We start from the raw sequence: 26,712 nt of genomic DNA on the forward strand, positions 1-26,712 counted from the left end.
GGCGTGTGTAGCGATAATGCCCACGCTTTTCGCCGGAAAACTTGACGCTGGCGTACTGAATGCTGCGCGCTGAAGTCAACTTTTGCGAGCCTCATGGTCCCGGTGCCACCTGGAGTCAAGCCGAGGTTATGCAGCGTCAAGTTTCTCTGGACGGTACACGCCATGCTGGATGCTCATTGACTCGCGTCGGAGTGATAACCATGAGCGCTAAACAATACGACACCTTAAGTAACGCAGAGATTACCGCGCTGGCGCATCGGGCGCTTGGCCGCTATCCGTCCATACAGCAAGCAGAAGTGCGACTGCTGTGTCGCTCGGAAAATGCTACGTTTCTTGTTGCATCGGCGGGTAAGCGCTATGCGCTGCGGTTACATCGCAGCCATTACCATCAGCAAACGGAGATTGAAAGCGAGTTACAGTGGCTGGATGCCCTACGTGAGACGGGGATTGTGGTGCCGGAAGCGCTACGCGATGCGGCTGGGGAGCGCGTGCAGTCGCTGCGTCTGCCTGACGGCTCCTGTCGCTATGCCGTGTTGTTCCACTGGATTGACGGCGAGATGCCGACCACCCGTGTCGATCCGCGTGCGTTCCGGCAACTGGGTGAAATCACCGCCCGCCTGCATCAGCACAGCCGCCACTGGCAAAAGCCCGACGGTTTCCGGCGTATTATCTGGGATCATCACTCGATGGTAAGTACGCAGAGCCACTGGGGGGACTGGCGTGACGCGCCGAATTTATCTCTGGGAGAGCACGCGGTGGTTGAAGAGGCGATTGCGCGCATCGGTGGGGAGATGGCGGCATTTGGTAAAGCGCCGCAGCGCTATGGGCTGATTCATGCCGATCTGCGTCTGACCAATCTGCTTTTGCACCGTGGTGAAACGCGAGTGATTGATTTTGATGATTGCGGCATGGGGTGGTATCTGCACGATCTGGCGGCGGCGATTAGCTTTGTCGAGCACCATCCGCGTGCGGCAGAGTGGGTGGAAAACTGGCTGTGCGGCTATGAACGCGTGGCGCACCTCAGTGACGAAGAACTGGCGCTGTTACCGACGCTACTGATCCAGCGGCGCATTCAGCTTACTGCATGGGTAGGGTCGCACGCCGAAACGGAGATGGCGCAAAGCCTCGGCGCGGATTGGGCAAAGCACAGCGTGCGCCTGTGTCATCGCTATCTGGAAACCAGCGATCTGCCGATTGGCGTGGCCTGAGTGCACCACGGGTGGGCAGCCTGCGCGATGGTAAGGCCCACTCGTTAAAACGAATATTGGTAATTCATTGATTTTACGTGGTTAAGGAATGGTACGAAACTTGCTGGTATGAAACTTGTTGATTGTTTCATGACCCGTTGGCGGGCAGAACGATACGGCGAGGTGAAAGGCAATGGAAAACGTAACGTACTCTTCGGCGCTGAACGCGGCGTTCTCCTGCAACCGCGGTGTGTTGGCGGCGGCGGCAACCGGGCTTGGCGACTTTATTCATGATAACGGGGGCGATGCCGATCGTATCTTTGGCATTAGCGGCGTCGATCCCGAGCAACTCGCCAGCCCGACGCTCAGTTTGGGGCTGGTGAACTACTGTCGGGTGATGGAGGAAGCGGCACGCAATTCGGGGGTTGATAATTTCGGTTTACACTACGGCAAGCAGTTTAAACCGCAGTCATTAGGCCTGATCGGTTATATCGGTTTATGTTCGGACACGCTGGAGCAGGCGTTGCACAACGTGGTAAAGGCATTTCCCTGCCACCAACACGACACGCTGACGCGCATGGTGGATAAAGGCGACTGCTGGCGGCTGGATTATCAGGTGCGGCACGGGGCTATTCTGCATCGCCGTCAGGATGCTGAACTGACGCTCGGCATGTTCCTCAACCTGATTCGCCATGTTTTAGGCAAACATTGGGCACCGCGCGAGGTGCATTTTGAGCACCCGCGCCCTGAAATGTGGCATGAGCACTGTAAGGTGTTCGATGCGCCGGTTTACTTCGATCAACCCTACAATTCCCTGCTGATTCCCAAGCACCAGTTGGTGCGTACCATGCCGGAACGCGATATGACCCTGCTGTTGGTGATGCAGGATGCGATTCGCCGCCTGAACGAGACGTCACCACAGCAAAGTATCGTCGATCAGGTGCGTACGCAGGTGCAACTGTTGTTGATGCAGAAAGAGCCGACGCTGGATGAGGTGGCGGAAAAAGTCGGGTTGTCTAGCTGGTCGCTTCAGCGCCGCCTGCGCGAGGAAGGTCTCAGCTTTTCACTGTTGGTCGACAAGCTGCGCTGCGAAATGGCGACGCATTATCTTCAACAGAAGCAGTTGCCGATTTCGGAAATGGCGCTGTTGCTCGGTTATTCCGAGGTGAGCGCCTTTTCCCGCGCATTCCGTCGCTGGTTTGGCATCAGCCCCCGCCAGTGGCGCAAAGGCGAGGCTCTTAACCTCTCCTGATGCCCCTCATTTAAAATCCGCATATGGCGTGAGCGGCTGCGGTGGACTGTCGAGATCGCCCTGCCAGCCGGAGGCCGAGTAGCGTACGTAGATAAGGCCGTGGCTTGGCGTGTAGTCTTCCGCCTGCTGAATATCGATACCGACCCCCAGCGTCCAGTGTGAGCTGAGGCGGCGTTCGACGATGGCGCGTGCCGTGTAGCCGAATCCAGAACTGCTGCTGCCTGCTTCGATGGTATCCCGGTCGCTAAGCGCGGTGTTACCAAGCAGGCCGACCAGTGGATAGCGGCGCTGATCGTTGGTGGAAGAACGGGACCACGACAGCGATCCGCCGAGTTCCCATGACCAGTTTTCCGTGCGCTGCCGATAGTTCACCGGCACGCCCAGTGAGACGTATTGCTGTGGACTGTAGTAACCGCCCTGACCGAGCGAGTAACCGCTCAAATCCTTTTGGTAGCGCCACCACATGCTGTTCAGGCCGACCGTGACGCGTCGGTTATCTTCGTTAATCAGCTTATAGTAGTAGCCCGCCATTGCGCGGATGCGGTTGTTATCGGCCACGTTTTTACCGGTAATCTGGTGGGCGCTGAAATCACTCCACACGCCGTGTGCTTCGCCGCGATCGTAGCTCAGGCCGAGACTGACACCCGTGGCACGTACGCCGCCCCAGGTGATGCCCGTTCCTGGATCTTTGGTGCCGCTAAATGCCAGCAATGAGCTGGAGATCGGGCGTCGTGATGCCGTTGCGGTCCAGCCGATTTGTCGCCAGTCACCGCTGTAGCTTGCCCCACCGACGACATCAACCACATCAAAGCCGAGCGGCGTGGTGCCGATATCCGCTGACCAGCGCTCGTTCTTCCAGCCTGTCGCGACGCTGGTGCCCGTTGCATTTTGCGATTTGCCGCTGAAGCAGTCCTGCGTGGCGCAGGTGCCGAAGGTTTCCTGATAAGCCCCGTTGCCGTCCGTCGAGAAAGAACCCGCATTCATTTGTACGGTGTCGGTGCGGAAGAAGGCGCGACCGTCGTACAGCGGCATCTCTACTTGCAACATGGTGTTGTTGGCGCTCAGGTCGGAAATCCCGCCAGTGCCGCTCGAACTCCCGTAATCGTGGTCGAGGGTGACGGTAATATCCTGCTGGCGATACAGATCGGCGGCCTCAGCACGAATGCTGCGTTTGAGCCAGTCGTCGCTGACATTATTACGCGTCAATCGGGTGTAATCGTCGTCGCTATGCGGCAGCGTGGGCGTGATGCCGCTGGCGATCATCGCTTGTTGATAGTCCTGTTTTGCCTGCTCAGGTTGGGATTGCTGTTGTTCAACGCGAGCGGCATCACGATAGATCAGCGCTGTCGTTTGATCGATAGTAGTCTGGTCGGCAGGCGCTTTCTCCACATCGATTTTTAGCTGACGGAAAAGCGCCGCCGATTTTTGCGGATCGCCGACCGCTTGCCAGGCATTAGCGACGCGCCGCTGCGCGTTAAGGGTATCAACCGCCGGAGTAGAAAGCTGGTTCAGGCGCTGACGGGCATCTTCTTGTTGCCCCTGTGCGATAAACGCCTCAATCTCACCCAACTGCGCATCGGGGTTCTGTGGTTCCCGCGTACGGATGCGCTGATATTCCGTCAGCGCCGTGGCGTATTCCCCGCGAGCCAGCGCCCAGTCTGCCAACTGCAAGTCGATACGGATATCAGCCGGTTGCTGACGGAGGAACGCTATCGCGGCGGATTCGTCACCCGCATCGCGTATGGCTTCCGCTTTAGCCAGCGTGGTTTGCGTCGTCAGACGCTGGGATAAATTGCGCATATCGTCGCTCCACTGCGCGTTGGGAAGCGTATTCATGTGAGTGAGTGCTTGCTCATCGCGATTGGTGGACGATAAATACAGTGAGTAAACGTAGTTTTTCTCCGCGTTGGCGGGGGGGATGGCGGTTGCGCGTTGCACCACGCTGTCTGCCTGCTGCGTTTGCCCTCGTTGACGCAGCGTCTGGGCATAACGATAGGCCAGCCACACATCGTTCGGATCCAACTGGTTCGCCTGACGGTATTTTTCCTCCGCCAGCGCCCACTGTTGCTGTTCCGCAAACCGATCCGCCTGCTGTTTCAGCGTATCCAGTTGCAGTGCGGCCAGCGTTTCCCGCAGGATATTTTGCTGGCTGCGCGGCAGGCTAGTGAGATAGGCGAGTGCTTTTTCCGGCGACTGCCGTTGATACGTCCCCACCAGATCGCGCAGAGCCGTCTCGTTGCCAGGTTCGAGACGTAAAGCCTGCTGGTAGAAGGATTGTGCCGCCGCGTCGTTTTGGCTGGCCACGGCGACGTCACCCAGACCAATCAGCGCATAGGCGTTGGTAGTATCCATCTGATGCGCCTGCTGATACTTCTGCCGCGCCAGCGCCAGATTTTTGGCTTTCAGCGCGTTGTCACCTTCCGTAATCGTGAGCCAATATTGCGTGCTGTGGATGAGTTCTTCCCATTTGCCGCTGTTCAGGCGATTGGTATCCGCCTGCAAGGCTTTCTGGAACTGTACCAGCGCTTTGGCCCGATCGCCCGCGCGCAGGTAAACCAGACCCGCGGCACCGATCAGTTCAGGATCGTTGGGCGTGGCGGTCAGCGCTTGATTCAGTTCCTTGAGCGTGGTGGTGTTGCCGCCGCCGCTTCCAACCTGTGCCAGACCACGCAGACGCGCCTGATAGGTGGGATCGACCAACATTCCCTGCTGGCGGTTAAGCTCTTTGCGTGCGGTTTCGGCCTGTTCACCGTCTTTGAATACGGTCAGAAAGCGGTTAAGTTCTGCCACGCTCTGTGGTGTGACGGGCATCCGGCCAATAATTTCCAGCCATAGCGATCCTGCCTGACTGCGCCCGGCGGGATCGTTAGCAAGCTGCTCTAACAAGGGGTAGGCCTGTTCGTTGCGATCCTGACTAAAAAGCAGGCGTGATAACACCATGCGCAGCGCAACGTTGTCAGGGTAAACCTGATCCAATGCTTGCAGTTGTTTAATCGCCACCGGTTCCTGATGCGGTAAGCGAGAAACCAGACGCCAATACTCCACGGCAAGATCGAGCGTGGGGGGTTCGCCGTGAAACAGCGCGTCGTATTGCGCTTTGGCTTCCGCGTAGCGCCCGGCGGTAGACAGCAACCGCGCCTGCTGTAATTGCTGACGCGCTTCTCCCTGTGTCAGCGCCAGCGTGATTTCTGCCCGGCGATAGAGCGCCGAGTCGGGCGCGACGATCTTCAGCTTGTCCAACTGCTGGCGCGCCTGTGCCTGATCGCCCTGACGCAGCGCCAGCCGCAGTTTAGCGGCGATAACCTCGGGATTATCTGGGTTAATCAGTTCCAGTCGATACAGAGACTGGCGCACGAGATCGTCTTTGTTGCTGGCTTCTCCCAGACGTACTTGTTCCATCAGGAACTGCTCTGGTGACACGGTTTCTGCGCTGTATGCCTGCGGCGCAGCAGCCAGCAATAACGGGAGAAAGCGCAGCCAGTTTACAGTGTTGTTGTGCATTGGCTGCCCCGTGTCGGTAAAAGTTGGCCTTGTGACGTGAAGCGATAGCGCTTCTCATCCCACCCCTGACCAAAAAGCGTCAGAGACGCGGAGAAATAGGCATCGTCCCCCGGAGGATTATCGGCGAGTCGTCGTCGTTGGACGGCTAGCGCATCTGTCTGACGGGATAGCATCGGCAGCAGTGAGGCGGAAAACCCTACCGATCCCTGCCCGCTGCTTGCCCCTGTTACGGTGTCCGTTTTTTCGGGCGGGAAACCCTGTTGAACCGTTTGTTGAATCATTGGCTGAAGCTGTTTGATCAAGTCGGTTTTCCCTCTGCTGCTGTCGGCCATCATCCCCACCCACAAATAGACGCGAATGGCGTCATAGCTGCCAATATTGGGCTTGCTCGTATCAGGCTGCCAGCCTTTACCTTGTTGCCAGATGACCCAATCCGGCGAAAATCCTTTTGGCGCGGTTTCCAGCAGCAGGCGCCGCGTGGTGCGTTGCATCTCTTTCCATGTCCTACTCAACGGCGCAAAGCGTGCCAGCAGTTGTGGAGGGAGGTAGCTGGGGTTAAGGCGCCAGCTCTCTTTCTCTGCAAAGCCCACTTTGCCCGGCAGCAGCATGACGCCCAGCCCCGGAATGTTAACTACTTCCTCTTTGGCAATACGTGCGAGCAACGTGGTGCCCAGTGTCTGATAACGTACTTCTTTCCACAGCCGACCCGCTTCAAGCAAATTATACGCAATCCATAGATCGGCATCGGAAGCGGAGTTGGGATCCAGCACCGTCCACTGCTTATCCGGGTTTTCTCCCCATAGCCAGGCGGGCAAGTTAGCGCGTAAATCGCCCGCCGCCAGATTGTTTTCCGTCCATTGCAGCAATCGATCAAACATCACCCTATCGTTGGCGATCAGCGCAAAGAACATGGCGTAGCTTTGCCCTTCGGAGGTGGTGATTTTATTGGGTGTTGAGGTATCAATCACCCGTCCTTCCTCGCTGATGTAATGCTGTTTGTACTGCTCCCAGGCTGGCCAGTCGCAGACAGCAGCGGTGGCCAGAGGTGTCCATAGCCACAGCAGCGCAGGGATCAGGTAGCGCAATGCACGTTGCATGGTGCGTTAATCTCTTTCATCCGGTGACAGACGGCGGCGGCTAAAGAACTTCAGACCACGCCACAGTAGCCAGGCAATAATGATGACGGTTAAGGTCGAGATGACAGCCAGCCAGATGGGGTGTTGCGCCAGCGCGTGCCAGATACGCTCCCACCACGGCAGATGACCGACATAATAAATGTCGCCGACCCGTAGATTATTGATGCCCGATTCACGGATGACGGAAACAGAACCAAACAGCGAGGCTCTTTTTTCGCTGTCGATCAGTGCGTTATTGAGTAGCGTATAACCCTGTGGGCTATCGGCTAATAGTGCAACAACGCTGCGTTGATCGTGATACGGAGACTGGAAGCCGATAATCGCCGACATCGGGCCAGCGCCGCTGACGGTGGTTTTGCTGTCTGGCTTCGCATCGGATTCGGGCGAGCCCATGTCAGGGATAGCGGTCTGGCGTGTTGGCTGCTTGATCCAGCTTTGTGTTTGCTCGACTAACAGGTTGATTTTGCCGTCGTCGTGCAGTTCAGGCGGGATAGCGCCGATCATCAAAATATCGCTGTCTTGCTTATCTATCTGCGTCCAGTCATCGCTGAGCTGTACCGCCAGAGCGGGATAGCCCGTTTGCGCCCCAATGTTGCCAATCGCATTCAGCAGCGCGCTGACCTGCGCAGGTTGCGGCTGTTTGTTCACCAGCACCAGCGTTTGCGATAGATCAGCCTGTCGGCTGAACGGGTAGCCCGCATTCGCAAACGCACGCAGGTCCGGCATCGCCATGAAGTGGCGATAGCCAGAGAAGTTAATGGTGGAATTGCCGTCGATGACGGCGTGATTCACGATGGGTGTATAGGTTTCACAACGGTCAGCCGTGCCGCTGGCAAGCAGCGTGGTGTAGTTGAAATCAAAGCGCAACTGGTTGGTGGTGCCCAGTTTCAGCGCCGGGATAGACAGGCTCTTGTCGGAATCCCATAACCCCTGAGTGAGCGGCAGACGCATTAACAGGGAATTCTGATCCTGCTCCGGTGCCAGCGAGAACGCCTGTACGAATTGGTTGTTCAGGTTGATGCTTAGACGAGAGCCGTCCTGAATCTGCGGCGAGGTGTAGCGATATTTCAGGCGCATATCGATGCCCTGACTGCGGATCAGGAATAGATCGGGCGGCAGGTTCATGGTCAGTGCAATCGGTCGGGGCACAATGCCGTCGGTTTGCAACTGTTCGTTATATTGCTGAAGTTCGGCGAAGGTCATCGGACGATCGGTGCGTACCCAGTTTGGCGCATCATATGGCTGACGCGGAGCGAGTTGCTCGACCTTATCGATGGTGACACTTTGCCCACGGAACAGCGTGTTCCCTTGCGCGATGCCCTGTACGGCGGTGAGGAGTTCATTGTCATCACGGCCCTGAACCAGCAGCAGCTTAACGTGAGGATCGTCGGGATGGCTGATGATGGACACCGTCGGCCCGTTCACCGCAGGGGTATCGCGCAGGAAGTCTGGTCGCTTATCGTTGGTAGCGAACACAATGCCGTGGCGATCTGGCAACTGGTTGAAGAAAGCAGGGAAGGACTGCCCGCGCCATTGCGCTTTGCTGCCAAACCAGGACGCGAGCATAGCGGCGGCACGTTGTTGCACCAGATCCGGCTGGCCAGCAAAGACGATGGGCAGCGTCAGCGGGCGGGTATCGCGACTGTCAAAAAACGGCGCAGGGAACGGCGACAGATCATCCTTCAGCGCCAGCTTCTGGAATTGCAGATTAAGTGTGCTGGCTTTGCTGACATCCAGCCACAGACTGGTGCTGGCCGGGTTTTCACAGATGTTTTGGTAATGACCGACGAACACCAGTTGCAGGCGGTTGAAGTCTGTGATGTAGCGTGGATCGATAGGAATCCGCACGCGGTTGGATTTCCCCATCTGCTCTTTGCCAATCGCGGTGACGCCCATCAACTCATTGTTCAGGTAAACCTTGATATGAGATTCGGTGGGGATCAGCGCGGGCGACGGGGTAAATTCGAGATCGAGGGAAGCCTGCGTCACCACTTCATCGCTACGCACGCCGAATTCAATCTGCCCGTCGGGATTGATGCCGCGTAGCGCAAAAGTACCCGGAGCGGGCGCGATTTGCGCAAACGGCATGACCACGTTACGCACGGCGGCGTTGGTCGGCGACTGCACCAGAGGGATCGCGGGTATGGCTACCGCAGGCGTTGTCGTGGCAGGATTGGCATTCCCCTCGGCTGCGGGTTGGGCGTACGGCGCGGTGACAGCCTGAGATAATGAGCTGACGCCTAAAGCCAATGCGGTGAACAAGATTATTTTTTTCGTCATCGTGTCATCATCAATGTTAAGGGGCTTTTTCTTGGTCGGAAAAAGACCGTGGGTCACGGCCTGTAAATGGCAATCAAGCCACCGTCTTTTCTGTAAACAGGCGCTCTTGTGTCAATGGCTTTTCATGAGCAAACGGCGACTTACCTTCCTGCATGGCCTTGTCCGGCAGCGTGGTTGTGGCGCGTCTCCCCACATAGCGTGGGATGAATGACACGACCCACACCACAATGTTGAGGAAGATCAGGATAATATTGCGTATGACGGGAGGCGCGTAATCCGCCAGACGCAGGTAGCCGCGAAAGCCGAGGGTCAGTACATCGACCAGACTGTCGACGGGTTTATCCTGCGGGAAACTGTCTTGCCAGAGCGCCCAGGTATCGGCGCGGGCAAAGGTACACTGAATGAAATCAATGTGCTGGCGGATGGTCAGGTTGGTCATACGCAGGCCAATCTTGTTGTCGAATGCGCGGGTGACGCTGAACGGGAAGGCGTACTCCTGCTGACCGCGTTTTAATAGTAGCGAGATGCTGTCCCCGACCTGAAGAATGCCCGACTCACGGGCTTCAACACCGACGCCGCCATCAGAGTAGTCGCGCAGAACACAGGGAAAAAGATGACCATCGGAGCGCAGAAGCGAGGCTGACATTGACATCTCCACCCGATGTGCCTGTCGCACCTGTTTGGCCTCGACCGCCACCGCGACGGCACCGCCTAAAATCGTCATGTTATACGCGACCCAAAGCAGGCTGATCAGCACCGTCATGATCTCTTCCGACGGGCCGTCAATCAGACGCCAGATGCCATAGACCACTCCTGCGATATTCAGCAGCACCAGCACCAGATAAGGCCGCGTAATCACCCAGTCAACATGCTGTTCTTCAACCAGCCCGCCTTTGGCCGTGACGTTGAATTTCCCTTTGTGGGGGTTAAACAGCGCGACGGTGGTGGGGCGAGCGATGTACCACGCCAGCACGGTTTCGTAGATCTCACTCCAGAACGAATGGCGGTAGCGCCCCTGAACGCGTGAGTTGGTCAGGCTGGCATGCACCATGTGCGGTAGCACGTAAAGTGCGATCGCCAGCGCCGGAGCGAAGATGATATAGGCGTGCAGCAGCAGAAACGCCAGCGGCGCGGTCAGGAAGATCAGCCGGGGAATACCGGATAGAAAGTGCATCATGGCGTTGGCATAACACAGCCGCTGCCCCAGCTTAAGCCCTTTACCGAGCAGCGGGTTATCCAAGCGGAAGATTTGCACCATGCCGCGCGCCCAGCGGATGCGCTGACCGATATGGGCCGACAGGCTCTCGGTCGCCAATCCCGCCGCTTGTGGAATGCGGATATACGCAGAGCTGTATCCACGGCGATGCAGGCGTAATGAGGTGTGGGCATCTTCTGTTACCGTTTCGATCGCTATACCGCCAATCTCATCCAGTGGTTTACGCCGCAGGATGGCGCAGGAACCGCAGAAGAACGTGGCGTTCCACATGTCGTTGCCGTCCTGCACCAAACCGTAGAACAGCGTGCCTTCATTGGGCGTTCGGCGGAACCGCCCTAGATTGCGTTCGAACGGGTCGGGCGAGAAGAAATGGTGTGGCGTTTGTAACATCGCCAGATTTTTGTCTTTGAAGAACCAGCCCATGGTTAATTGCAGAAACGAGCGGGTGGGAACGTGGTCACAGTCGAAAATGGCGACGAATTCACCTTGCGCCTGCTTCAGGGCGTTATTGATGTTGCCCGCTTTGGCATGTTCATGCGTAACGCGGGCAACGTAATGGACGCCAACCTCCTCTGCGAAGGCCTTAAATTCGGCGCGACCGCCGTCATCCAGAATATAGATTTTGAGTTTGTCTTTCGGCCAGTCGATACCCAATGCGGCATACACCGTCGGCTTCACGACGCTCAACGGTTCGTTGTAGGTCGGGATCATTAAATCGACGGTTGGCCACGTTTTACTGTCTTCCGGCAGCGATACGGGGTGGCGATTCAGCGGCCAGATCGTCTGGAAATAGCCCAGAACCAATACGACCCAGGCATAGGTTTCCGCCGCCAGCAGTAACAAGCCGCACGTCAGGCTGAGGGGATCATCCCAGTTCAGCGTTTCGGTGTAACGCCACCACAGGTAACGGCAGGAGACGGTGAAGGACAGAGCGATCATCATGAGCGTCGGCATACGTCCCGGCATATTACGCACGAGCATGGCGATGCCCCACAGCAGCGTCATGAAAATAAACTGTGACAGTAAATCAAATGGTTGGGTGATGCACAAAAACGCCAGCGCTGCACACAGCAGGCTTAGCGTCACCGTCACCAGTGTTTGTACCCGGTTGGTCGTAGGAGAATCAGACTCACCGTCTTCACGATCGTCAGCATTGGCGTGGTTAAAGCGGGTAAACAGCCTTTGTTGCGCGTTCATATAACGTTGCCGCCAGCGCGGGAGCGCCGAGAAATAATCGCGACGTGATGGGGGCAACGGGCCGTTCTTGATAGTCAGCAGCCAAATACCCTGTGTCAGATAGCGAAGAAGATCGGCAGGACGCGGGCGTTGCGGCGAGATGTGTGGAAACCAATAGGTTCGTTGTGCGCGAATCTGCTGCCAACCGTCAGACTCCAGCCGCAGGACGATCCAGCCGAGTATGACAAACAGCGTGGCGAAAAAGGCGGCAAAGGCGGAAGCGCCTTGCTGACGATAGCCGCGATAGCGCTGCTGTATTGCCTGTCTGGCAGGCGGAATGAGGAATACGTGCAGGATGCCACTCATACGCCGTGTTCCTTAACGTGAATCAGGCACCAGTTTGCCAGCGTCATGATCTCTTCCGCTGCCACACTATCGGGACGACATTCACCCAGCGGCTGTTTTAACATCAGCGATTCTGCCAAGGCTTCATCACGGTGTACCACCAGCGGCAGCAAGTGTGAAAGTGTGTGCAGCCAGAGCTGGTGCAAATCCTGCTGAAGTATACTGAGGGTAGAGAATTGATTAACCAGAAAATGGCACTGACGCGGCAGCACTTGTTGATGGAGCCGTGAATGGCAGTTGGCATCCGCCACAATCACCTGAAAAACGGTGTTTGCGGTGGCCAAGGCTTGCTGCGTGAGCGGGCTGTTGTCTGCTGGTACATCGATCAATATCCAGCGATGGCGACCTGCTGCGCTGAGTTGCGCCAGATTATTTTGCCAAATCTCGGGGTGCTGTTGGTAATGCTGTTGCAGCGTCGCCACTTCCTGCTCGTTCAGACGACCAAATGGCAGAAAATCCAGACCGGGGAGATAGTGCATGGCGCCGGTTTGCCAGAGGGCACCGTCGGCTTCCGCACGCGCCCAGCCGCGACGCTGCTCAAACGGCATATTAAAGTTGATGCGTAACAGATTGTCCGGCGAGAAATCAATCACCAGTGCGGATTCGCCCAGTTGTTGGAAGGCCCATCCGAGAGCAGCCGCTAGCGATGTCGTGCCTACGCCTCCACGGATCCCCTGCAATGCAATAACGGGCATCGTCAGTTGCTCCCAGTCGGTTCTTTTAATTCATCCAGCAGCGGCCAGCGAGCCATCATTTGGCTCAAGCGTGCCTGACAGGCGATGTCGATATAGTTTATTTCAGGTAAAGAAAATGCCTGACTGAGAACCTGAAGATCGTCATCGGTTCTGGCATTTTCGGTTAAATTGGCGTGTGTATTGATAGTTCTGCGAATCGGTTCGTTATTCATCCCATGCCCCTGAAATAGGCCATCCGTTATCATTGACGATAAGGGGAAACATCTGAATGTCAGATGTAGTCGTTCTTTTACTGCACCAACAACGGACAGTCATGGCAGAGTGAGTGTTTGCACTTCTGCTGGCTTTTATAATGTTGTCGGGCGGGTTTAATTAACTATAGCAATGAATTCGCGATTGCAATGTGCAGTAGTAGAAAATAGTAATAGGGTAATTTGTCAAAGTATAGGAATAATTAATAGCGAGTAGTTGTGATCCCACAGGGTACTGCTAGAGTTTATTTTGACTGTACATTTAAGGTGGAATGCCGCCATTAACGGAAAACAAATCAGTCTATGAAGCAGAACTTTTCATTAGGTATTCGTGACCTTTGGGATGAGTTGACTACGCTCCAACTGGCCGGTTTTTATTGGGTGAATATTGACCGACAGGTTGATGCTGCATTATTTTGCCAGCAAGTCATGCACAGCCAAACTCATGACGCGAAACGGGCGTTAATAGGCTGTGGAGAACGGTCTGACCCTCTTCTGACGTCATTATTTGCCACAGAAACAAAGCTCTCACCTTGTTACACCTTGCCGGAAAATAAGGCCGCGCTACTGAATTTAACCGATGATTTAATGCGTTCGTTACGCCCCAAATATCGTTTATTAGTGCTGTATGCACCCGCCAGTCTGTGGCGGGATATTTCGGCCGAAAGGCTACAGCGGTGGGTTGATGACACGGCAATATGGCTGCGTCAGCGCCAGTGTACGCTGGTGGTTATCAGTCACAGCAGTGGTGTCACCCGTTTGAGGAATATGCTGATTTCTCAACATCGTGGGCTCTATGGTTTGGCCAGCTTGCAATGGCAACAGGATCGCGCCCAGTATCTGGTGTCATGGTGGGCAACGGAAAGGGGCGTGCGGGCGAATAAGGTACAAATGCTGCAATCCGGCAATGACGGATGGCAAATGCTGGCGGAAGAGGAGGCAGTCCTCACGCCATCACTGGATGACGATGGACTCTTTCTGATGGAAAAGAGCGTGCTGGAAGGCGCGCCTGCGTTGTCAGAAAACTGGCAGTTGATGGACGACAACGCCATGTTGGTACAAACCGGTATGCTGACGCATGCGGCCACCCTCGTTTTTGCACTCAACCTGACCACCCAGGTGGATACGCTTGCCAAACAGGTGCATAGCCTGCGCCGTCAACGTGGTGAATTGCTGAAGATTGTCGTGCGGGAAATGAAGCCTTGCCTGCGTGCCAGCGACGAGCGCCTGTTATTGGCATGCGGTGCGAATATTATTGTCTCTCATTCCGAGCCGTTATCCCGTTTTCTGGCGCGGGTTGAAAGCGTGCAAGGGCAGCGTTTTACCAAGCGTGTTCCTGTCGATGTCGAGGTTTTGCTGACCACGATGCGACCATTACAGATTAAGGGCTATCAGCCTCCTGAGACCTTTCGGCAGTCTGTTAAGATGTTGATTGATAGCACGTTAATGCCAGAAGACAGTAAAGGCGTGCTGGTTGCATTACGTCCTGTACCGGGTGTGCGGGCCATGCAGGCGTTGACGCTGTGCACGCTGCGACGTTTTGGCGATGTTGTCACGATTACGCAAGGGCGCCTGTTTTTGTTCCTATCCAATTGTCGTTTAAATGAGCTAGACATTGCGTTGAAATCCATCTTCCGTCTGCCGGTGGATGAAGTGTTCAGTAATCGGATTGTGTGGTCACAGGATTTGCAGATTCTGGCGGAAATCAAAACGTTGGTGCAGGACGATACCTCCGGGCAGGAACAGCAAGTTAACGATTATGTCCACTTGCAGCAGACCGAGCCTGCACCGCGCAGCCAGACGCCTCGGCGTGAGCCTATTGCTATTAATTTACTCGAACCCGATTTACTGGCTCGCGCGCCGGGAGCATCCTCATGATGAACCTGACTGATATCGTTCAACTGGTGCTCGTGAGCGCGGTGATCTTCTTTACGCTTGGCTATCTGGCACACCGAGTGATCCCCCACTGGCTTCAGTACTGGAAAAACAGGTTATTATCGCCGCGCTACCTGAAGCCCGCGAGTGTCTGGATGCGTAGTTCTTCAACAACAAAGACAAAGACGGTCTCAACCCAACCGACTTCAGCAGAGACTAAAAAATAAAATGGACCAAAAAACACGTAAACAGCAGCATCTATGGCGTTACTGGCGTGGGCTCGGTGCCTGGAATGTGTATTTTTTGCTGAAATTTGCCCTGTTATGGTTTGGCTACCTGAATTTTCATCCGCTGCTTAATCTGGTCTTTCTGGCGTTCCTGCTGTTTCCGATCCCCAATATGACGCTGCACCGCTGGCGTCATATTATTGCTATCCCTCTCGGGATCGGGCTTTTTTACCACGATACCTGGCTGCCGGGTATCAATAGCATTCTCAGTCAGGGAACGCAGGTGGCGGGTTTTAGCTCGGCCTATTTGCTGGAGCTGTTAAACCGCTTTATTAACTGGCAAATGGTCGGCGCGGCGGTGGTCATTATCGTAGCCTACCTGTTTTTCGCGCAGTGGATTCGCATTACGGTATTTACCGTGGCGGCGCTGGCATGGCTAAACGTCGTCAATCTGGCTGGCCCTGCTGTTTCGCTGATGCCCGTGGTATCGACGACGACTGCCTCCTCGGCGGCCGCTTCTCCAACGGGTGCCGACGCCGCGTTGCCCGAGGCCACCCTACCGCCAACGAGTGTGAACCTAACGGCTTACCTGAATCAGTTTTATACGCGAGAAAAAGCGCGCACTACGGTGTTTCCCACCGTGCTGCCGCAGGATGCGCAACCTTTTGATCTGCTGATTATCAATATCTGTTCTCTGGCGTGGTCGGATTTAGAGGTGGCACAGTTGGAAAACCATCCGCTGTGGAAGAAGTTCGACATTCTGTTCCGCCAGTTTAACTCCGCGACCGCTTATAGTGGGCCAGCGTCCATTCGCCTGCTGCGGGCAAGCTGTGGTCAACAGTCCCATACCGATTTGTACCAGCCAGTGAACCAGCAGTGTTACCTGTTCAGTAATTTGGTGAAACTGGGTTTTGAAGAACAACTGATGCTCGACCATTCCGGTGTTTTCGGGAATTACCTGCGCGAGGTACGTGAAGAGGGTGATATTCAAATCCCGATGCTGTCGCAGGAGGGGATCAGCCACCAGATTACGTCGTTCGACGGTGAGCCAATCTATAACGATCTGGAGTTGTTAAACCGCTGGCTGGGTGAACGAGGCAAAGCGACGACGACACGTAACGCGACCTTCTTTAATCTGATCCCGCTTCATGACGGTAACCGCTTTGTGGGCACTAATCAGTCAGCAGACTATGCGCCACGCGCGAAGATTCTGTTTGACCAACTGGATGCGTTTTTTGACGAGTTGCAGAAATCCGGTCGCAAAGTGATGGTGATTGTGGTGCCGGAGCACGGTGCGGCGCTGGCGGGCGACAAGATGCAAATGCCTGGGCTGCGTGATATTCCCAGCCCGAGCATTACGCATATTCCCGTCGGCGTGAAGCTGTTTGGTCTACAGGCACCGCATCAGGGTGATGCGGTGGAGATTACCTCTCCGAGCAGCTATCTGGCGATTTCGGAACTGGTGGCGCGGCTGGTGGACGGCAAAGTGTTTACTGCCCCGGCGGTAGACTGGCAAACGCTGACGAGCGCGTTGCCGCAAACGGAAGCGATCTCGGAGAATGAGAACGCTATCGTGATGCAATATCAGGGAAAACCCTATATTCGGCTGAACGGTGGCGACTGGGTGCCTTATCCGCAATAACGTCATCACACCACGTTATCGGGCAGATGCCGCATCTGCCCGATTCTTTCCTGACATCATGGGTTCCCTTCTGTCTGCTCCAAAATAGCCGCGCTGGCTTATGCAGGGGATATCCCCTATTCTGAGGCCGCGTTACCGCTGCCGTTGGGGGTAGGATTAAGACGAAATCCCCCGAACACCAGTAGAAAACAGCGTTGAGGCGACGATAAGCTGCCTTATACTACACGCAGCGTGCCATTTGTCGCGGCGCGCTTTTCATGTTGTGTGCTATCCGCCGGATTTATCCCGAAGGGCGGGTGTTCAGGTCTGCATAATAAGGTTGACGGAGAAAGCGCTTGCGGCTCAGACGTTCATTAACGATTAAACAGATGACAGCCGTGTCAGCCGTGGCACTGGTGACAATCAGCCTGTTTATCGTCATACAGCTCTTTCACTTTGTTCATCAACGCCGTGATGATTATGCCCGACAACTGGAGAGCATTGCGTACTCTGTGCGCCAACCGTTGACGGATGCCGTGCTGCAAGGTGAAGTTCAGCGTGCTGGCAATATCTTGGATAGCCTGCTGCCCGTTGCCTTTCTTAGCCGGGCCGATGTACTGCTGCCGGACGATTTCCAAACGCTGCACGCCAATTTCCCGAAAGAACGTCCGGTGCCGGACTGGATTGCGCGGGTCTTTAAGCTACCCATCCGCATCTCTATCCCGCTCTATTCTCCGCCGCAGACGCAATATTCGGCACCGCTGGCGCATCTGGTTTTGCAGGCCGATTCCTACCGGATGTATCAATTCATCGTCAGCACGTTTTCAACCATGCTGGCGACGTATCTGCTGCTGGCGTTGATTATGTCGATCGCCATTACCTGGTGTATTAATCGGCTGCTGATACACCCGCTGCGGGGGATTATTGTCGAGTTGCAGAATCTACCGCCGGACGCCATGCTCCACCGCCCGCTCACGCTGCCGCCCTGGCATCAGGACGATGAGTTGGGCGCGCTGGTGCGCAGCTATAATCGCAATCAACAACTGCTGGAACAGTCTCTGACTGCCGGAACAGAAGGCATGGGGCTGCCGGATAAAGCGCATTTTATTCGACGTCTCGAACAGCGCCTGGCCGATGCCGCACCGTTCAGCCTGGTGGTTTTTGGACTTGATGCCTCTGCTTGCCAGCAGGGCGATATCGCCGCGCTGGCTAAGCAGTTCAATGCGGTGATAGAAGAGCAGAATGACGTCGGGATCCTCTATCTGGCACGCCTCGAGTGTGATGAGTTTGCCATCATCGGGAAAACGCTGGAGTCTGCGGCACACGCACAAGAGTGGGCGCAAAACATCATGTTGGCGATCAATCCCCCCTTTTTACCTGCGGATCTCCGGCCTGCACGGGCTATCAGCACTGGTATCCTGACAATTACCGATCCTCGACCTGAGGACGCGACGCTGCTTTTATCACAAGCGCGTTTTGCCATGCAGATGGCGCGACGCGATAAAAATACGGGTATTTATCGTCTCACCACGCCTTCCTGAATGTTCGTAAGTAACACAAATGTTATTTTTTGTTGATGGGCTTCCTGAAAAGCATCCTCCCCGTGTGGCGCGGGGTTGAGGGTTTTTAAACGTGATTTATCTGCTGCAAAAATGTGCATCTGTTACAAGTAAATTGCATTGATGTTTCTTTATAATTCTTGCTGACGTGATTCAGCTCTTGTTTTTAACCTGTCGTTCACAAACTAAACTTATAAAACATTCTCAGCTTGTTATTGCAATGTTACTTTTCGGCGCAATCACAGGCGGCATTCTCGTACCCTATTCCCCTCCTGTGTTTTCCCCACCATAGGACGTATGTATGAAAACATCAATTTTTAAAAGTCTTTATTTTCAAGTTCTTGCTGCCATTACAATAGGGATACTGCTGGGGCATTTCTACCCCCAACTTGGCGAGCAAATGAAGCCGCTGGGCGATGGGTTTGTTAAATTAATTAAAATGATTATTGCGCCGGTTATATTCTGTACGGTGGTCACCGGTATCGCAGGCATGGAAAGTATGAAGTCGGTCGGTCGTACTGGTGCGGCCGCTCTGCTGTATTTTGAAATTGTGAGTACTATTGCGCTGATTATTGGCCTGGTCGTGGTCAATGTCGTGCAACCTGGCGTGGGCATGAACATCGATCCCAGCACGTTGGATGCGTCTGCGGTGGCGGTTTATACCCAACAGGCTTCACAACAGGGGCTGATTCCGTTCCTGATGGACGTGATTCCGGCGAGTGTCGTCGGCGCGTTTGCCAGCGGTAATATCTTACAGGTGTTGCTGTTTGCTGTGATGTTTGGCTTTGCGCTGCATCGCTTAGGCCCAAAAGGCAAAGTGATTTTTGATGTCATCGACAGCTTCTCCAAGGTCATTTTCGGCGTCATTAACATGATCATGAAACTGGCTCCGCTGGGTGCGTTCGGCGCAATGGCTTTCACCATCGGTAAATATGGTGTCGGTACGCTGGTGCAACTGGGACAACTGATCGCCTGCTTCTACATCACCTGTGTTCTGTTTGTGTTCCTGGTGCTGGGCAGTATTGCCAAAGCCACGGGCTTTAGTATCTTCAAATTCATTCGTTACATCCGTGAAGAACTGCTGATCGTACTGGGCACATCTTCTTCTGAGTCCGTGCTGCCACGTATGCTGGAGAAGATGGAGAAGGTCGGTTGTAAGAAATCTGTCGTCGGCCTGGTTATCCCGACTGGCTACTCATTCAACCTGGATGGCACCTCAATCTATCTGACGATGGCGGCGGTATTTATCGCTCAGGCGACTAATAGCCACATGGATATTTGGCATCAGATTACGCTGCTGGTGGTGCTGCTGCTGTCCTCTAAGGGTGCAGCGGGCGTGACGGGCAGTGGATTCATCGTGCTGGCGGCCACGCTGTCTGCGGTAGGCCACCTGCCTGTTGCCGGTCTGGCGCTGATTCTGGGTATTGACCGCTTCATGTCAGAAGCTCGTGCGCTGACCAACCTGATCGGTAACGGTGTGGCGACCATCGTGGTTGCGAAATACTGCCGCGAGCTGGATGAGAAGAAGCTGGATGCTGAACTGTCTGGTACGAATAAAAACGATAGCGCGGCCACGCCGACGGCGCAGTCATAATTCTGGTTGCCATTCTACTATCGTTGTCTCAATCCATTCCCCACGGCGTTCCGCCCCGTGGGGAATTTTTTTGTCTGTAAACCCATCAAGCCAAACCGTTCCCCCCCTTTTCTGACCTGCCGCGAGACGTAAAAATATTGTTAAATATGACAATTTTTCCCTTTTTTGCAGATTATTTCGTCTCTTGAGGTGACATAGATAAAAGCGCGCTGTCAAAGGGAATGGTACACTTCGCGTCTTCAATTTTTTCCGTGATATATCCACGAGAGTGTGCGGTGGCAGACGCAAGGCCACCATAATGATCAACAATAACCACATTATTATGTTGGATAGCTATGAGTAGGGGTTCACATGCAGGGCACCAAAAAGGCGCTTTTCGTTGGTGGTTTGTTGCTGACTGTGGTCAGCAGCAGCGTGCAGGCTGAAGCACTACAGCCCGATCCTGCCTGGCAGCAGGGCAAACTTGATAATGGTTTTACCTGGCAACTATTAACCACGCCACAGCGCCCCGGCGATCGGGTTGAGCTGCGTCTGGTCGTTAATGCCGGATCGCTGCTGGAAAACGCCCAGCAAGTCGGTTTCGCGCATTTTCTTCCCCGTCTGGCCTTAGCGCCTGGCGATAAACTGTCCGTTGCCCAGTTACCTTCCATGCTGAGGCAGGATGCTAATGGTGCTCGCGTCCTGCCTCCGGCAATGATCTCGTACGATTTCACGTCGTATAACCTGAGCTTGCCGAATAATCGTCCCGAGCTGCTAAAAGAGGCGCTGGCATGGTTGGCTGAAAGTGCAGGGCAGATGACGTTCGACGAAAAAAGCCTACAAGCTGCACTGAAGGTGCCCGATCAGGTCGCGACCTTTCCGATTAACCCGCAAGATCCAAGCTGGCGCTATCGCCTGAAAGGCTCGCCCTTGCTGGCGCACGATCCTGCTCAGGATGTCAAACCACCGTTGAATGGCGAGCAGCTTCAGCAATTTTATAAAACCTGGTATACGCCAGATGCGATGACGTTGTACATCGTCGGTCATGTGGATAACCGCAGTGTGGTCGAGCAAATTGGTAAAGTCTTCTCTCCGTTGGAAGGGAAACGCGAAGCACCCGCGCCGTTACCGACGTTAAGCCCGCTGCCGACGCAGGCGATCAGCCTGATGAATAACAATGTCCAGCAAGATACGGTATCGCTAATGTGGGATGCGCCGTGGCAGCCGATTCGCGAATCGCAGGCGTTGGTTCGCTACTGGCTGGGAGACATGACGCGGGAAGCCATGTTCTGGCATCTACAGCAGTCGCTGGAGAAGAGTTCGCTGAAGGGCAATAATCTCCGTTTCGACTGCAATGTATTTTATACCCGTTCTCAGTGCGCGATTCATATGGATGTCGCGAATAGCGAGGGCGTTGAGCCGAGCGTGACGTTTATGGCGCGTGAGCTGGCGACGCTGCGTGAAAAAGGGCTATCACAACAAGAATTTGATGTGCTGATTGCACGTAAGACGGACGAACTGAACAAGTTGTTCGCTACCTATGCGCGTACCAGTACAGACACCTTGATGGACCAGCGGTTACGCTCTCAGCAAAATGGCGTTGTGGATATCGCTCCCGAGCAGTATCAGAAATTACGTCAGACCTATCTGTCTGCGTTGACGCTCGATATGCTGAATCAGGAGCTACACCAGCAACTGGTGCAGGATACGACATTGATGCTGATTCAACAGCCGGGTGAGCCAGAAGCGAATATGAAGGCGTTACAGGACGCCTACGATCGGATTATGACGCCAAGCGCTGAACCGGCGGCCAGTGCCGCGACAGCGGCACCTGAAGCGGAAAAATCGGCTGTCGGGCAGTAAGGCTACGCTTTTTGGCACCGGGGGAGCGTGTTGATCGCTATGTTGAGTGGTTGTCTGTTCCCTCCTCCGCGCTGTGGCGGTTTTTGGGGGAGCTACTATCGCGTGAGGTTTCCCGGCGGAACCTCAGATCGTGTTTTCCCCTAAATTCACGCTTCAGTGAGCAGTATGCAGCACAAGATTCGCTTTTTTACCTGTCCATTTCATTTATTATTCCTTGACCAAATTAATTTCATTGTTATTGATTTCTTCAATCAATAATTGAATTGAGTAATTAATATTTGGTTACAATTCCTACATAATATTTTGATCTCACTATACCTTTTGTATTCAAGTGCGCTCAACTAATGGTCGATATTCTTCATGAACGAGAAGGGGACTAATTTCGTCATATTGCAGACCATGCCGTAAGGCCGTCTGTGTTTACAACGTCAGACGATGACAATCTGAGAGCAATCTATGAATAGGTGGAGTGTTAAGAAAAAATTAGCAACAATGATCGCGGCAATCATTCTCTCTTTTATGATACTGGCTGCATTTTTGCTTTCCCGTCAGGCTGATACCACAGCAGAATTACAAAGCTTGTATGAAAAAGACTACCAGGCGGCATCGATCATCGGCCAGATTGATGGCCTTCTCACCCGCGTCGATATCAATATCCTTCGTATGATCGCGATTGGCGATCCAGCCTCGATCGCGACCTGGAAAAGCCAAAACACCGAGAATTTCACCAAGGTTGAAACCCTGCTCAATACGCTTAAACCCATTATTGATAGCAGTATGACGTCATCTTTTGACGGCTTACTCTCATCGTATACGTTGATGCGTAAAGGCATGGAACATCAGGTACAAGCGGTTGAATCTGGCGATATGAAAAATGCCAGCGAAATTAATAAAAATGAAGTTAAAGTAAATGCGGATCAAACATTTAGCGCATTATTCGCATTGAAAAAAGCACAGGATGAATTAGCCAACGCCAAGGTAACGGAACAGCAAAATATTGATATGAGCACGCGTATCATCTCGTTCCTCGCGGTCATTCTGGTTGCGCTGGCATCGATTTTATTGGGAGCAGTGATTCTGCGCAGTCTACTGCGCCAGTTGGGCGGAGAACCGCTGGTGGCCTCACAGATGGTCAACCTGATGGCGCAGGGCGATCTTTCTCATCCGATTCCCGTCAAGGATAACGATCATGTGAGCCTGCTTGCACAATTGAAAGAGATGCAAGCATCCCTATCGGGAATAGTCACCAGTGTACGCAATAATGCCGAAAGTCTGGCAACAGCCAGTATCCAAATTTCTCAGGGCAATCAGGATCTGAGTCAACGAACAGAAGAACAAGCCAGCGCACTGCAACAAACCTCCGCCACAATGGAGCAATTAGGTTCCGCGGTCAGCAATAACGCCGGAAATGCCCGTCAGGCTAGCCAGTTGGCATCCGGGGCATCAACGTTGGCAGCGGAAGGCGGGCAGATGGTCGAACGCGTGATAGAAACCATGAAAGGTATCAACAACAGTTCGAAAAAGATCTCGGACATCATCAATGTCATTGATAGCATTGCCTTCCAGACCAATATTCTGGCGCTGAACGCTGCGGTAGAAGCCGCAAGAGCAGGTGAGCAAGGTCGTGGCTTTGCCGTTGTCGCCTCTGAAGTGCGCAATTTGGCGCAACGTAGCGCCAATGCGGCGAAAGAGATCAGCGCACTCATCACCAACAGCGTCGGGCAGGTCGAGCAAGGTAGCCACCTGGTCGATGAGGCAGGCGAAACCATGACGCGAGTGATGGCCGCGATCAATCAAGTCACGGATATCGTGTCTGAAATTAGCGCCTCCAGTCAGGAGCAAAGCTCAGGGGTGAAACAGGTTGGACAGGCTATCACTCAGATCGATAGCGTGACCCAGCAAAACGCCGCCTTGGTGGAAGAAAGTGCCGCTGCTGCGGAAAGCCTGAAAGAACAGGCCCAGCAACTCGTACAAGCCGTCGCCGTATTTCAGGTTACACCAACGGCGGCTCAACCTCGTTTGTATCTGGGGAGATAATCGTCGCCAAATAGAGTGACGAAGACAGTGTTTCTGCACGCGAGCGGCTTATTAGCTAAAGCGTAAGGTTTCGGGGGGAGATCACAGGGTGAGATCTCCCTACGGAGCTTCATCTCCATGTTTCCCCTTGAATTCGTGCTTACATGAATGGTGTTATCCCGATGAGGGAAAAGGCTTACGTAGGGGAATATACGGGATATCGTCAGTCGTGCGTTAGATAATGTAACTCTTTATTTATAAATGGATTTTAAGGAAAAATCTCGTTGTTACTGCTTTGCGCCGCTTCTATCATCCTTCGTGTTTCATCAATGCACCGAGGAATAAAATATGAGTCGTACTCTTAAAGCTGCGGGGGTGATCGCACTGATCACGATGTTGAGTGGTTGTCTGTTCCCTCCTCCGGGCGGTGGCGGTGGCGGTCCACGCGGCGGTTTCCAGGAACAGCCGATGAGCCCGCCTGGAGCGCGTTAAGTTGCAAACTTATCGGTAAGGTAGATTTCTACCATACCGATGAACCATCCTCTAAGGCCGCAATCGCGGCCTTTTCACTAATGTGGGGCACGGCGGTTACGCCGGCATCGCCTCAAGCGGGATGATTGCGCCACGGTATTGGATGACCGTACTGGCCGTCAGGTGCCCGCGCTGTGCGGCCTCTTGTGTGCTGCCGCCATTCAGGCGAACTGCCAGATAGCCTGCACTGAAAGAGTCACCTGCGGCGGTGGTATCGACCACTTTCTCTTTTGGCAGCTTGACCGCAGGGACATCGACCAATTCTTTCCCGCGCTCTGACACGAGGCAAGAATCGGCACCGCGTTTGATGACCACTTCGTTAACGCCCAAACCGTGTGTCCGTTCCAGCACGGCTTCCAGCGGCTTCACGCCCCACAGCATGTCTTCGTCATCCAGTGTCAGGAAGGCAATATCCGTGCAGGATAGGATGTCGGTGTAGGCCTGTTGCGTCTCTTCCTTGCTCTGCCACAAACGAGGACGGTAGTTGTTATCAAAAATCACTTTACCGCCGTTGGCGCGGCAGGCGCGCAGCAGGACGAGGAGACGCTGACGGCTTTCGGCGTTCAGAATCGCCAGACTGATGCCGCTCAGGTAGAGATAGTCAAATTGTGCCAGTGATTGACCGATTTTTTCTGCTTCCGGGCTGTCCAGCCAGTAGCGGGCAGCGGCATCATTGCGCCAATAGTAGAAGGTACGCTCGCCGCTATCGTCGGTTTCAATGAAGTATAAACCGGGCAGTTTGTTGTCCAGCCGTTGAATCAGGTCAGTTTTCACCCCTTCTTTTTGCCAGGCGGCGACCATCTCGGCACTGAAGCTGTCGGTGCCGAGTGCGGTCACGTAATGCACGCCCAGTTTATCGGCGTTGACCTGACGGGCAATGTAAACGGCGGTGTTCAGCGTATCGCCGCCAAATCCACGGTTAAGATCCGTGCCCTTCTGCGACAGTTCGATCATGCATTCGCCGATTACGGCAATGTTAGTAGTTGTCATCACTTTTGGCCTGTTTGAAAAAGCTGGGTATAAAAAATGCGGAAATTAACGTCAGTCTCAACATTACGTGAGACTGAGTCAATAGCCTTGAAACGATGTTTTATTTTTTCATGACGCAGATCGGAAAACCAGTGCTTTCCCACTGCTTTTAGCGAGGTGAGGGCGGTTCTGTCTCCCGCTCATTCTTGTCTGTTGAGGTGTCGCCTTTATAGTTTGCGGTGGCGATCCAGGCGGCGCAGAAGAGCGTCAGACGCGCGAAGAGGTAGAAGAACGCCATCAGGCCAATAACCGAACCGAACGCCGCACCGGATGGTGAACTGGCCAGTTTAGGCAGCGCCACGGTCATCGCGAACTTGATGGCCTCAAACCCCACGGCGGCGATCAGCGTACCGCGAAAGAGCGCTTTGCGTTTAGGCTTATGGCGCGGCAAAACAAAAAATATCCACAGGAATAACAGATAGTTGGCAAAAATGGAGATCGACAGGGCAATCAGCGTCATCGCGGGGCGTAGCCACTCGATGTCATCCAGCCCCAGCGCGGTCACAATCATATTTTGCGCGGTGCCGGCAACCGAGGTCAGGAACAGCGTAATGATCAGCGCAATGACCAGCCCGGTCAGCGATAGGAAATCCCGCGTGTACTGAAAGTAAATCTTCTCTTCATCTTTCGGGTTCCGTTCCCACACGTCGCGTGATTGGGCACGGATCGCTTCACGCAGGTTTCCCATCCAACTGACGCCGGAATAGAGCGCGATCAGCAAACCGGTCAGCCCGACGGTGGTACGTTGCTGCACGGCGGTGTTGACGGTATTTTTCAGCGTAGTCGCCAGATTAGGATCGCTGATGCTGTTGACGATACGGTTGATCAGACCTGTCAGCAGGTCGGGATTGGAAGCCAGCACAAAGCCCACGGCGGCGAAAGACACCATGAGAATGGGGATCAGTGACAGAAAGGAGAAATAGGTAATGGCCGCACCAAACTGGTTACCCATGCGATCGTTGAAGCGTTCACCAGCACGAATCAGGTGTGCTACGCTGGGGATCGCCTGAATACGCGCAGCTAGCCGTTTGGCCTTGCCCAACAACGAGAGGGACTGCTGTGGCGCGGTATTCCCCACAGGGGTTGGCGAGATTTGACGTTCCGGGTCTGCCGGTACAGGCATTGCGTTTCTCCTGTGTTCGGGATTATAAGATTGATTATAACCAACAATATACTCGTCATCCTTCAAGTTGCATGTGCGTTGGCTGCGTTCGGTCACCCGAATCACTTACTTGAGTAAGCTCATCGGGACTCCTTCTCTTGCCGCCTTCCTGAAACTCGAATGATTTAGAGTATATAGCAATATGATTTTTTGATGT

18 protein-coding genes are annotated in these 26,712 nt (G+C 54.3%); 10 read left to right on the forward strand and 8 right to left on the reverse strand.

The features are described 5' to 3' along the window. The first annotated feature begins 200 nt into the window (after positions 1-200). Together OI69_RS10790 and qhpR are read left to right on the forward strand one after the other, a co-directional pair. Positions 201-1,208 (forward strand): phosphotransferase enzyme family protein, encoded by a 1,008-nt coding sequence (locus OI69_RS10790; protein WP_039349953.1) that lies wholly within the window; start codon positions 201-203, stop codon positions 1,206-1,208. Positions 1,209-1,380: 172 nt separating this feature from the next. Further along, positions 1,381-2,439: an AraC-like transcriptional regulator QhpR gene (gene qhpR, locus OI69_RS10795; protein WP_039349956.1), complete on the forward strand. Its 1,059-nt coding sequence runs from the start codon at positions 1,381-1,383 to the stop codon at positions 2,437-2,439. 6 nt (positions 2,440-2,445) lie between these two features. On the opposite strand, the gene bcsC is transcribed toward qhpR, so the two are convergent. The 6 genes from bcsC to bcsR all read right to left on the reverse strand — a co-directional run bounded on the left by bcsC (position 2,446) and on the right by bcsR (position 13,060). Next, positions 2,446-5,940 carry a cellulose synthase complex outer membrane protein BcsC gene (gene bcsC, locus OI69_RS10800; protein ID WP_039349959.1) on the reverse strand — a complete coding sequence of 1,165 codons (3,495 nt, stop codon included), beginning with the start codon at positions 5,938-5,940 and terminating at the stop codon, positions 2,446-2,448. After that, on the reverse strand, positions 5,922-7,037 hold the full coding sequence (gene bcsZ / locus OI69_RS10805; protein WP_039349961.1) for a cellulose synthase complex periplasmic endoglucanase BcsZ: 1,116 nt from the start codon (positions 7,035-7,037) through the stop codon (positions 5,922-5,924). The genes bcsC and bcsZ overlap by 19 nt, the downstream gene beginning before the upstream one ends. A 6-nt stretch (positions 7,038-7,043) precedes the next feature. Beyond that, positions 7,044-9,356 (reverse strand): cellulose biosynthesis cyclic di-GMP-binding regulatory protein BcsB, encoded by a 2,313-nt coding sequence (bcsB, locus tag OI69_RS10810; protein WP_039349963.1) that lies wholly within the window; start codon positions 9,354-9,356, stop codon positions 7,044-7,046. A 73-nt stretch (positions 9,357-9,429) separates the two neighbouring features. Then, the gene (gene bcsA / locus OI69_RS10815) at positions 9,430-12,114 is read right to left on the reverse strand and encodes a UDP-forming cellulose synthase catalytic subunit (protein ID WP_039349966.1); all 2,685 of its coding nucleotides are present in this window, start codon (positions 12,112-12,114) and stop codon (positions 9,430-9,432) included. Further along, positions 12,111-12,848: a cellulose biosynthesis protein BcsQ gene (bcsQ, locus tag OI69_RS10820; RefSeq protein ID WP_039349968.1), complete on the reverse strand. Its 738-nt coding sequence runs from the start codon at positions 12,846-12,848 to the stop codon at positions 12,111-12,113. The genes bcsA and bcsQ overlap by 4 nt, the downstream gene beginning before the upstream one ends. 2 nt (positions 12,849-12,850) lie before the next feature. Further along, the gene (bcsR, locus tag OI69_RS10825; RefSeq protein ID WP_039349970.1) at positions 12,851-13,060 is read right to left on the reverse strand and encodes a cellulose biosynthesis protein BcsR; all 210 of its coding nucleotides are present in this window, start codon (positions 13,058-13,060) and stop codon (positions 12,851-12,853) included. Between the two features lie 342 nt (positions 13,061-13,402). On the opposite strand from bcsR, the gene bcsE reads away from it, so the two are divergent. From bcsE to OI69_RS20070, 8 genes are all read left to right on the forward strand, one after another. Continuing rightward, positions 13,403-14,977, forward strand: a complete 1,575-nt coding sequence (bcsE, locus tag OI69_RS10830) for a cellulose biosynthesis protein BcsE (RefSeq protein WP_039349971.1) — start codon at positions 13,403-13,405, stop codon at positions 14,975-14,977. Then, positions 14,977-15,201: a cellulose biosynthesis protein BcsF gene (gene bcsF / locus OI69_RS10835; protein WP_080752635.1), complete on the forward strand. Its 225-nt coding sequence runs from the start codon at positions 14,977-14,979 to the stop codon at positions 15,199-15,201. The genes bcsE and bcsF overlap by 1 nt, the downstream gene beginning before the upstream one ends. 1 nt (position 15,202) lies before the next feature. Next, entirely contained in the window at positions 15,203-16,843 is a 1,641-nt protein-coding gene (bcsG, locus tag OI69_RS10840; protein WP_039349975.1) for a cellulose biosynthesis protein BcsG, read from the forward strand. A gap of 368 nt (positions 16,844-17,211) precedes the next feature. Beyond that, positions 17,212-18,363, forward strand: a complete 1,152-nt coding sequence (locus OI69_RS10845; RefSeq protein ID WP_052198353.1) for a diguanylate cyclase domain-containing protein — start codon at positions 17,212-17,214, stop codon at positions 18,361-18,363. A 319-nt stretch (positions 18,364-18,682) separates the two neighbouring features. After that, positions 18,683-19,975, forward strand: a complete 1,293-nt coding sequence (locus tag OI69_RS10850) for a dicarboxylate/amino acid:cation symporter (protein ID WP_039349981.1) — start codon at positions 18,683-18,685, stop codon at positions 19,973-19,975. Between the two features lie 351 nt (positions 19,976-20,326). Next, entirely contained in the window at positions 20,327-21,817 is a 1,491-nt protein-coding gene (locus tag OI69_RS10855) for a M16 family metallopeptidase (RefSeq protein ID WP_039349983.1), read from the forward strand. Between the two features lie 456 nt (positions 21,818-22,273). Then, on the forward strand, positions 22,274-23,854 hold the full coding sequence (locus OI69_RS10860) for a methyl-accepting chemotaxis protein (RefSeq protein ID WP_039349986.1): 1,581 nt from the start codon (positions 22,274-22,276) through the stop codon (positions 23,852-23,854). Between the two features lie 327 nt (positions 23,855-24,181). Beyond that, positions 24,182-24,325 (forward strand): hypothetical protein, encoded by a 144-nt coding sequence (locus OI69_RS20070; protein WP_167335187.1) that lies wholly within the window; start codon positions 24,182-24,184, stop codon positions 24,323-24,325. A 96-nt stretch (positions 24,326-24,421) separates the two neighbouring features. Here the strand turns inward: OI69_RS20070 and kdgK are convergent, their stop codons facing one another. Beyond that, positions 24,422-25,354 (reverse strand): 2-dehydro-3-deoxygluconokinase, encoded by a 933-nt coding sequence (gene kdgK, locus OI69_RS10865; protein ID WP_039349989.1) that lies wholly within the window; start codon positions 25,352-25,354, stop codon positions 24,422-24,424. A 148-nt stretch (positions 25,355-25,502) separates the two neighbouring features. Beyond that, positions 25,503-26,516 (reverse strand): inner membrane protein YhjD, encoded by a 1,014-nt coding sequence (gene yhjD, locus OI69_RS10870; protein ID WP_039349992.1) that lies wholly within the window; start codon positions 26,514-26,516, stop codon positions 25,503-25,505. Between the last annotated feature and the right edge of the window lie 196 nt (positions 26,517-26,712).

Source organism: Pectobacterium fontis (genome assembly GCF_000803215.1).
Taxonomy (GTDB): Bacteria; Pseudomonadota; Gammaproteobacteria; order Enterobacterales; family Enterobacteriaceae; genus Pectobacterium; species Pectobacterium fontis.